Here is a 10,121-nt window from a genome sequence, read left to right on the forward strand (position 1 = left end):
TCTACATGGATTCGTTTAGATGACAGGCGCCCATTCATCTCGATGTATAACAGTACCGCTGTGTCGCGTTACGTTATCAGGGGAAAGAAAATCACTTAACTGTGCTGCGGTAAATCTGCTGATACCGCGACCGATCAACGTCCCCTCACAGTAAACCTCGATAACCTCACCTTGCTCGAACATGCCGGAAACATCACGGACACCTGCTAGGAGCAAGCTTTTGCTGTTTTCCAAAATCGCTTCCGCTGCACCGCTATCAACCATGATTTTTCCACGGATAGGGGAGTGAAGCGCAATCCATTGCTTGCGAGTAGGAACGCTGTTTGTTGCAGATGCTTCGGGATGGTAGTTGACGTAGGTGCCATTCCCGTTGCCAGTAAGGACATCGAGCAAATCTGTGGGATTCGTCAATTTTCCAATAAAGCCGGGAATTCCTAATGATTGGGCGGTTTTTGCTGCGATCAGCTTGGAGCGCATACCACCTGTTCCCAGTTGGGAAGCTCCGCCTGCAAGTGCCTCGATTTCTTCCGTCACACATTCGAGCCAGCCCATGTGTTTGGCATCAGCATGATAACGCGGGTCTTTGTCATACAGGCCATTCGTATCAGTCAGGATCATGTACAGATCGGAATGGATGAGACCAGCAACGAGTGCGCCCAGCATATCATTGTCTCCGAAGGTCAATTCCGCTACGGATACTGTGTCGTTTTCATTGATGATTGGCAAAATGTTTTTATCTAAAAGCAGTGACAGCGTAGAGAATGCGTGTTGATATCGTTCCTTGTGAGAAAAGTCTCCGCGTGTGAGCAAGATTTGCGCCACGCTGAAGTTATGGGCACCGAACATTTGCGTATAGGTTTGCATCAACAGGCTTTGCCCGATGGCTGCCGCTGCTTGCTTGGCTGCCAAGGATCGGGGGCGCTGCTGATAGCCGAGACTTTGATAACCGCTGGCGACAGCTCCTGAGGAGACTAGGACAACCTGATGACCCGCTTCGCGCAATTGACTGATAGCAGAGACGAGCAGCGACATTTTCGCCGGATCAACACCGCCTGTAGCTGCTGCAATCGAACTGCTCCCCACCTTTACTACCAAACGCAATTTACCCTTTTTCATCTCAAAACCCCCTTCTTGCATACAAAACGGTCATGACCGTTTTGTTGACCGCAAGCGGTCGCATCCACCTTTATGAAAAACGTCGAGACGTTTTTCACAGAAAAAAGCCCTCTCGTCTCTTTGATAAGGACGAAAGGGCTTGAAAACCTCACGCGGTACCACCTTATTTGACGTTTTGGACTGAAGGCATACTTCAGCCAAGAAACGCCCGGCTCTCTTTCTTTGATAACAGGTGAAAGAAACCTGTCCAGGTCTTCCCTGGATGCTCTGGGGTGGGTTCAAACCGATTCAAGGACGAAACCTCTCAGCCGGTGGATTTCGCTCTCTGGACCTGAAGGGCGGTTTTACTATTCCCCGTCATTGCCGCTCACTATGTGCTTATTAATTCACTATTATTCGCTGGATCCGCAAGAAATGTCAAGAGGCTTATTGAAATTGTTCATTCCCATAAGCGCCCATCCGTGATTTGATTTCGAACCGTTTCGTCTTTTGATCGCGCACGAGTCGGTAGCGCAGCGTGCGGTCAGAAGCAAAGGAGGGATCGGTTACATCTTCCACGGTCACATTGAGTTCCCCATTGTTTTTTTGAAAAGTCGTGTTTCGAACCGAGATCAAAGTCGGATAGTCGACGCGTGGGATTGCCACGTATACCTTTTCCTTCACCAGCTTGGTTGTCATGTTGTCGTACATGGCTTCTGCCAGTGGACGGCTCCAAAAACGACTGAAGTACCCCGTTATCTTGTCTTTACTGTCGAAGCGCTTAGGCAATTCCCGAAAGACGAGACCATCCTCAACTATAGATTTGCCCTTGGCATTGTCCGCGGCAGCGTAATATACATTTTCCAGTTGATGCTCGGCTTGTTTCAAAAAGAGGACGACATCCATTTTGTTATCCCCAAGCTTTTGGATGGCAGACTGCGCGGCAGGCTTACTCTGTGTTTTGGCCTTGTTTTTTGCATGCTCCTGCTTTACTTGCGTCATGCATCCTGTGACGAGCAAAGAGAGAACGAGAATAAACATCCAGTTTTTCCAGTTAACTTTCATGGCGCACCTCACTTGGGAGCAGTCGTTTAACATTAGCGTGTGTGTCAAAAAAGACAAATAGCCCAGTTAATATATGGATAGGGGTTGTCTGACTCTCGGATTATGTCTATCATGGAGAGAGTTGGACAGATCGAACGATTGAGGTGGAATATATGTTTGGGTTTGGCAAAAAAGCAAAAAAACCAGACGGGATTGATGTGTTGATTATCAAAACCGATGAAGCGAAAAATCGCAACTTTTATCAGGTTGCTTTCCCTAGCGTGGTAGCGAATGATATTTTGTCCATGCTGCAAAAATTGGAGAAATCAAAAATGAACAAGCCGGAGTTACTGGGGGAAATCGGCGGTTTTCGTATCGTGACCCACTTGGAGGCCTTGACTGGTTTTGACATTTTGGATGATGCCGATACGGAGGGACATCCGGTACAGATTCAAGACTTTGCCAACATGCTTCTGCGTCGTTTAGAAGCTTTGGAGGAAAGTGGAAAGTTTGACGAAAACGAAGATTTAGCATTCATGATGGGCGAGTTGACGATGCTTCGTGATGGCAGCTTTGTACCACAAAACTAATCATGAGAGCCGTTGGGATAACCGACGGCTCTTTTTCTATTCCCGTTGGTTATAGGCCTTATGGCAGGAGGTCTAGTCGTCCTCGCCAGTTTTTCGATGGGGCCATCCATGTTAGGGACCGCTCTTGGGATTATCGTCCTGTTCACCCTCATCAACATTTTCCTTTATGGACTCCTTGTGACCAGGGGATCAGGCTGGTTAGAGCAGATTGAAGGATAGTCAGCGCGTAGAGAAGAAGGATATAATTGGGCCGCTCATACAAAGTGCGGCTCTTTTTCATTTCTTCTGAAAAAGTATAACGAAGTTCCGTTTTCATCCCGATACAAGAAAGGGAGAGATCAGACCCAGGAAAATAGACCAATATGGCAGGAATGGATGCTACTGGGGGAGAATTACCAAAAAAAGGGAGTAAGGGAACGATCATGAAAAGAAAGGAGTTATCGTAAGTCATGGTAAAGCGTTTTGCTATCGTTTTTCTCTTGGCACTGCTAGTGGTGCAAAGCGTTTTTTCAGGGAGTGCGAATGCGGCTGGGCCTGGCATGTATACGGACATACAGGGACATTGGGCAAGTGAGCAGATCGAAAAAATGGCGGATCTCGGCATCGTAAAAAGAACGGGATATCAGCCTTTTTACCCAAACAAGCCGGTTACTCGAGGCGAAGCTCTGGTTATGCTGAATCGTGTATTCGAGACAATATACGGACCGATAGAAAAGCCAGAACGCAAGCCAAACCTGGATCAGCGCTATCTACTCCGGGGGGAAGTAGATCAACTGCTGAGCAACCTAAAGACCATGATGAAAATCGAAACAGACGATCTGGGCAAGTTTGATCCAGGAGACCGGATGCTGTACTATCTCTATTTGGCTGAAACCGGGCACTTGATGAAAAAGCAAGAAAAGGAAAATCCGGAGTGGTGGATGTCCAGTGCCGGAATGCAGTGGCCATTGACGAGAGAAGAGGCCAGCTTGATATTGTTTCATATGATGGCCCCACAAAAATTTCGTACGGCCAATATTAAACCACAAGATACAGTCTCTTTCTTTAACAGCTATTACGAATGGAAGCGCGACCGATTCTATCGGGATACATATTCACCATATCCACTGGCGATCCGGGAATTCAATCTGTTTCGCACAGAGAAGACCTTTTCTCCGAACAAAATTCTGACGCGCGCAGAATACATCGTTGTAATGGATCGACTGATTGATTATTACCGGATGGATGTGGCTTCGCAGTTCCGTGGTTCACCTGCGAATCAGAAGCACATCGCGCAGGTGTATTTACGAGCAGCGAATTTGGCGTACGAGACAAAAAATGAGAAGCAGCTGTCTGCGCTCTTTACCGACGATGCACGAAAAAGCATGGCAAAGCTGGAGCAAGTGCCTACGTACAACGGGCCGGTAAAAGTATCGGTCAAGGCAGACGAAAACAATTCGAAAATCCTTTGGGTGATTGCTCATTATCTAGACCCGAAAAACGGAGACTTCCAGATTGAATACCGATTGGAAGAAGACACGTCCAACGCATACGGACGCAAGATCACTGCGCTGATTTACACACAAAAATAGCTCAGGAAAGGGGGACCGGACAATAGTGTGCCCCTTTTCTTTTCTTTCATGAAGTGACGATTGCAACTGACAGAATTTTCGATTACAATTAAAACTGAACGGTGATTCAGTTGGTGGGAGCGTAGCATCTCCGGGCGTGTAAAACAGCCAAAACGTGGGATGTCATTTTTTAACCCACATACTGAATGAGCATTCATTCAACACGAGACATGTGCTGACGCACACAGGAATATCTATGGAGAAAGTAGAAGTTTTAAAAATACTCTGCTAGTCTGAATATTAGGTATTCACTGTTGCGAGGCCATTCTTTTTGACCATGAATCAGTCATGACTAGGTTTTTTAAAAAGGAGGATTTGGAGATGGAACGCAAAATTCGCAAGGCGGCAGTTCTCGGCTCAGGCGTCATGGGCGCCGGGATCGCAGCACATTTAGCCAACGTCGGTATTCCCACTTATTTACTGGACATCGTGCCGCGTGAATTGACAGCAGATGAGAGTAATAAAGGACTTTCTTTGTCTGATAGCGTGGTGAAAAACCGAATAGCACAAGCGGGCCGAGACCGACTTTTGAAGGAGAAGCCGGCGCCGCTCTACGATAAAAAGAACATCGACTTGATTACAGTTGGTAACTTCGAGGATCATCTCTCTTGCTTGAGCGAGGTCGACTGGATTATTGAGGTAGTTGTCGAGAACATCGAAGTGAAGAAAAGCGTCTTCGCTATGGTAGAAGCGTATCGCAAGCCAGGGACCATCGTGTCTTCCAATACGTCTGGGGTTTCTATCAACGAAATGGCAGAGGGACGCTCGGATGACTTCCGCAAGCATTTCCTCGGCACGCACTTTTTTAACCCACCGCGCTACTTGAAGCTGTTGGAGCTGATCCCAGGTATTGATACAGACCCGCAGGTCATCTCTTTCATGAAGCATTTTGGTGAGCATGTGCTCGGAAAAGGAATGGTCGTTTGCAAGGATACACCTAACTTCATCGCGAATCGGATCGGTACATATGGATTGCAGGTGTCGATCCACGAAATGGTGCGACTGGGGCTTGGGGTAGATGAGGTAGATGCGTTGACAGGTCCGGTCATCGGCCGTCCGAAGAGTGCGACGTTCCGCACACTCGATGTCGTGGGACTGGATACGTACGTGCATGTGGCGGGTAACGTCAGGAATAAAAGCACGGATGAGCAGGAGCGCTCTGTTTTTGAAGTGCCGGAGTTCGTTCTTCAAATGGTGGAGAAAAGATGGATCGGGCAAAAAGCTGGTCAAGGCTTTTTCAAGCAGGTGAAGACGGAGAATGGCAAAGAGATTATGGCACTGTCGGTTGACACGCTGGAATACCGTCCAAGTGTGAGGCCGAAGTTTGCTTCCCTCGAAGCAGCCAAAACAGCCAAGACATTGCCTGAGAAGTTGAGAGCGCTCGCATATGGCAAGGACAAGGGCAGTGAGTTCGTCTGGAGTGTTTTCAAAAAGGTACTGCTGTACTCTGCGGAAAAGGCTTATGAGATCGCTGACGATATCATCTCTGTTGACCAGGCTATGAAGTGGGGCTTCGGATGGGAGATGGGGCCATTCGAAACGTGGGATGCCATCGGTCTCGAAAAGTCAGTGACAAGAATGCGTGAGGAAAACGAGAAGATTCCGGCACTCGTCGAGGAGCTGCTCGCGAGTGGGAAAACCTCCTTTTATCAAAAAGAGCAAGGGAAGCGCAGCGTGTTTTCCATTGGAGGCACATACAAGGACGTCGAAGAGAGCAAGGAAAACATTAACCTGGCAGCCCTTAAGGAACAAGGCAAGCTGATCAAGAAAAATGCGGGTGCCGCCTTGATCGATTTGGGCGATGGAGTCGCATGTCTGGAATTTACCTCTCCGCACAATGCACTCGGGATGGATGTCTTGCACATGGCAAGTCAGGCCGCAGAGGAAGTGCAGAAGAACTTCGCAGGTCTGGTCATCGGTAATCAAGGCAAAAACTTCTGCGTCGGGATGAATCTCGCAATGGCATTGATGGAAGCACAGGATGAGAACTGGCTGGAGCTCGACATGCTCGTCACGAACTTCCACAAAACAGCACGAGCACTGCGCTACATGCATCGTCCAGTCGTCGCAGCACCATTCGGCATGACGCTGGGCGGCGGTGTCGAGGTTGTCTATCTCGCGGATCGCGCGCAGGTATCGGCAGAGACGTACCTCGGACTGGTAGAGGTGGGAGTAGGACTTCTGCCAGGTGGCGGAGGAACGAAGGAGATGCTGTTCCGAGCAATGGAAAACGTTCCAGAGGGAGGAAGCGTGCCAGTTGATCCGTTCCCATTCGTTGCTAAGGCGTTTGAAGCCATTGCCATGGCAAAGGTATCTACGAGTGGTCAGGAAGCCATCAATCTGGGGTACCTGCGATCGACTGACCGGATCAGCGTGAATGCTGATCATCAGCTATACGATGCCAAGCAGCTCGTGCTTACGATGGATAAAGAAGGCTACACGCCGCCAGCGCCACGCAAAATTCGCGTCATCGGTGAAACGGGTTATGCGAACCTTCGCCAAAATATTTATGCCATGAAGAAGAGTGGATATATTTCCGAGCATGATGAGCTGATCGCAAGCAAAGTTGCCTATGTCATGTCCGGTGGTAACGTGCCAGCGGGTACAGAAGTGACAGAGAACTACATTCTGGAGCTGGAAAAGCAAGCGTTCCTCGAACTGATCAAGACGCCGAAAAGCCAGCAACGGATGCAGCACATGCTGACCAAGAACAAGCCTTTGCGTAACTAGGGAGAGGGAGGGATAACGATGAGAGAAGCAGTTATTGTCGCGGGCGCCCGCACCGCTATCGGTAAATCGAAAAAAGGAAGTCTCAAGGATTTTCACCCAGTCGATATGGGAGCTGCAGTTGTAAGCGACCTGTTGCGCCGCGTACCACAGCTCGATCCGGCTGATATCGAGGATATCATCATAGGGACGGCTGTACCGGAAGCTGAGCAAGGCATGAATATGGCTCGTTTGATCGGCCTGCGCGCCGGATTGCCGACAAATGTATCGGGGATCACGATCAATCGCTTTTGCTCCTCGGGTTTGCAGACGATTGCTTACGCTGCTCAGCAAATCATGGTCGGCAGCTCCGAAGTAGTAGTCGCTGGCGGGGTGGAAAGCATGAGTCTGGTGCCAATGCTCGGTCACAAAATCGCACTCAATCCGACTCTGGTAGAAACGAAGCCGGAAGCGTATATGAGCATGGGTCATACGGCTGAGGAAGTGGCGAAGAGGTACAACATTTCGCGTGAGGATCAGGATGCTTTTGCTCTGCAAAGCCATCAGCGTGCGACGGCCGCAATTGCTTCAGGGAAATTCCAGGATGAAATCGTACCTTTGACAGTCAAGCAGCATTTTGTCGATGAAGCTGGCAAGGTTCACGTCCAGGAACGTGTTTTCGACAAGGATGAAGGAGCGCGCTCGGACACGACGATGGAGGCACTTGCCAAGCTCAGACCGGTCTTTCATGTGCAAGGCAGCGTAACGGCAGGAAACTCCTCGCAAACGAGCGATGGTGCGGCGGCAGTTCTCGTGATGTCTGCCGAAAAGGCAGCCGAGCTGGGTGTCGAGCCGATTGCCAAGTTCCGTTCCTTTACGGTTGGCGGCGTAGACCCTGATGTCATGGGGATTGGTCCGGTTGTCGCGATTCCAAAAGCATTGAAGCTAGCGGGAATCAGCTTGAAGGATGTCGATCTGTTTGAGTTAAACGAAGCGTTCGCCTCCCAATCGATTGCCGTCATTCGCGAGCTGGGACTCGATCCAGAAAAGGTCAATGTAAATGGTGGGGCAATCGCATTAGGGCATCCACTCGGTTGCAGTGGTGCCAAGCTAACCGTCCAGCTTTTGAATGAAATGAAGCGCAGAGGCGGCAAATACGGAGTCGTTACGATGTGTATCGGTGGTGGAATGGGAGCCGCTGGCGTTTTTGAAATGATCTAATTTTAAAATAAGGAGAGGATAGTAATGGCAGAAACAAAAGATTTGATCCGCGGTGGAAGCTTTTTGATCGATGCAGGTTCAGCTGATGATGTATTCGTGCCAGAAGAGTACACCGAAGAGCAAAAGATGATTGCCAAGACGACAGAGGATTTCGTCAACAAGGAAGTTCGTCCTCATCTGGAAGAGCTTGAAAACCATCAATTTGATATTTCCGTTCGTCTGTTGAAGGAAGCAGGGGAGCTGGGTCTGTTGGCTGGAGACGTTCCTGAAAAGTACGAGGGACTGGGGCTGGATAAAGTCAGCACTGCACTCGTAACAGAGAAATTCTCGCTGGCTCGCGGCTTTGCGCTCAGCTACGGCGCCCATGTCGGTATCGGTTCACTGCCGATCGTGTACTTTGGAAACGAGGAGCAAAAACAGCGCTACCTGCCTGATCTGGCGTCCGGAAAACGAATCGCAGCTTACTGCCTGACTGAGCCAGGCTCTGGCTCAGATGCGCTGGGTGCGAAAACGACAGCGACCCTCTCCGCAGATGGCACGCACTATATTCTCAACGGAGAGAAGCAATGGATCACGAATGCTGGCTTTGCTGATGTATTTATCGTATACGCGAAAATTGATGGCGAGAAATTTACTGCCTTTATCGTTGAGCGTACATTCCCAGGTGTTTCTTTTGGCCCGGAAGAAAAGAAGATGGGAATCAAATGCTCCTCAACGCGCACGGTCATTTTGCAAGATGTACCTGTGCCGGTAGACAATCTGCTAGGTGAGCCTGGAAGAGGTCACGTGATCGCGTTCAACATCTTGAACGTAGGTCGTTACAAGCTCGCGGTGGGTGCAGTCGGCTCCTCGAAAAAAGCAGTGGAACTCGCGACGAACTACGCAAAAGAACGCAAGCAGTTCAAAACGCCAATCGCCAACTTTCCTTTAATCAAAAACAAACTGGCGAACATGGCAGTGAAAACGTATGCGGCTGAAAGCTCCGTCTATCGCACAGTGGGTCTGTTCGATACAGCGCTGACTCGCTTGGGTGAAAAAGCGGATGATGGCGCAGAGGTTGCGAAGGCGATTGCGGATTATGCGATCGAATGCTCGATCAATAAAGTATTTGCCACTGAGGTTTTGGATTACTGCGTGGACGAAGGCGTGCAAATCCACGGTGGATACGGCTTTATGTCCGAGTATGAGATCGAGAACATGTACCGTGACTCGCGGATTAACCGCATTTTCGAAGGAACGAACGAAATCAATCGCATGCTCATCCCAGATACGCTCGTGAAAAAGGCGATGAAAGGTGAATTGCCGCTCATGCAAGCAGCAAGCAGTCTGCAAGCAGATCTGATGAGCTATTATCCAGAAGAGATTGAAGATGCACCCTTGGCTATGGAGAAGCATCTGATCAACATCACGCGCAAAATCATTTTGATGGTGGCTGGTTCTGCGCTGATGAAATACCAACAGGAAATGTCCAAAGAACAGGAACTCTTGGCATTTGCAGCTGACATGCTGATCGAGCTGTACGCAATGGATAGCATCGTGAAGCGGACAGAGAAAGCAATGGCGGCAAATGGCATTGAAGCTGAGCAGCAAAAGCTGGAAATGACTGCTGTCTATGTACATGAGGCATTCGATCGTATCGAAGGCTGGGCGAAGGAAGCATTGGCGGCGATGGAAGAGGGCGACGAGCTTCGTCTGCGCCTGTCGATCTTGAAAAAGCTGACCCGCCGCACGCCGATCAACACAGTGGCACTCAAACGTTCGATTGCAGACCGCGTGATCGAAGCGGGAGCATATGTGGTGTAGTTCCAAACAGTAGATGGGAAAAGGAGCAAAGCATTGAGCTTTGCTCCTTTTG

Annotated in this window: 7 protein-coding genes; 5 read left to right on the forward strand and 2 right to left on the reverse strand. The window is 49.4% G+C overall.

Annotated elements, in window-relative coordinates:
- Window positions 1-15 precede the first annotated feature (15 nt).
- Window positions 16-1,116, reverse strand: a complete 1,101-nt coding sequence (proB, locus tag ODZ53_RS27555) for a glutamate 5-kinase (RefSeq protein ID WP_372681453.1) — start codon at window positions 1,114-1,116, stop codon at window positions 16-18.
- A 426-nt stretch (window positions 1,117-1,542) separates the two neighbouring features.
- Window positions 1,543-2,160 carry a hypothetical protein gene (locus tag ODZ53_RS27560; protein ID WP_372681455.1) on the reverse strand — a complete coding sequence of 206 codons (618 nt, stop codon included), beginning with the start codon at window positions 2,158-2,160 and terminating at the stop codon, window positions 1,543-1,545.
- Between the two features lie 152 nt (window positions 2,161-2,312).
- Between ODZ53_RS27560 and ODZ53_RS27565 the strand changes: the two genes are divergently transcribed.
- From ODZ53_RS27565 to ODZ53_RS27585, 5 genes are all read left to right on the forward strand, one after another.
- Window positions 2,313-2,729, forward strand: a complete 417-nt coding sequence (locus tag ODZ53_RS27565; protein ID WP_015893134.1) for a hypothetical protein — start codon at window positions 2,313-2,315, stop codon at window positions 2,727-2,729.
- 449 nt (window positions 2,730-3,178) lie between these two features.
- Window positions 3,179-4,300 (forward strand): S-layer homology domain-containing protein, encoded by a 1,122-nt coding sequence (locus ODZ53_RS27570; protein WP_372681457.1) that lies wholly within the window; start codon window positions 3,179-3,181, stop codon window positions 4,298-4,300.
- A 360-nt stretch (window positions 4,301-4,660) separates the two neighbouring features.
- Window positions 4,661-7,069: a 3-hydroxyacyl-CoA dehydrogenase/enoyl-CoA hydratase family protein gene (locus tag ODZ53_RS27575; protein ID WP_372681459.1), complete on the forward strand. Its 2,409-nt coding sequence runs from the start codon at window positions 4,661-4,663 to the stop codon at window positions 7,067-7,069.
- Window positions 7,070-7,087: 18 nt separating this feature from the next.
- On the forward strand, window positions 7,088-8,266 hold the full coding sequence (locus ODZ53_RS27580; RefSeq protein ID WP_372681461.1) for an acetyl-CoA C-acetyltransferase: 1,179 nt from the start codon (window positions 7,088-7,090) through the stop codon (window positions 8,264-8,266).
- Window positions 8,267-8,290: 24 nt separating this feature from the next.
- Complete coding sequence (locus tag ODZ53_RS27585) at window positions 8,291-10,069, forward strand: acyl-CoA dehydrogenase family protein (protein ID WP_372681463.1); 1,779 nt, start codon at window positions 8,291-8,293, stop codon at window positions 10,067-10,069.
- The last annotated feature ends 52 nt before the right edge of the window (window positions 10,070-10,121 follow it).

This window comes from Brevibacillus sp. BD137, from assembly GCF_041644655.1.
In the GTDB taxonomy this organism is placed as follows: Bacteria; Bacillota; Bacilli; order Brevibacillales; family Brevibacillaceae; genus Brevibacillus; species Brevibacillus brevis_D.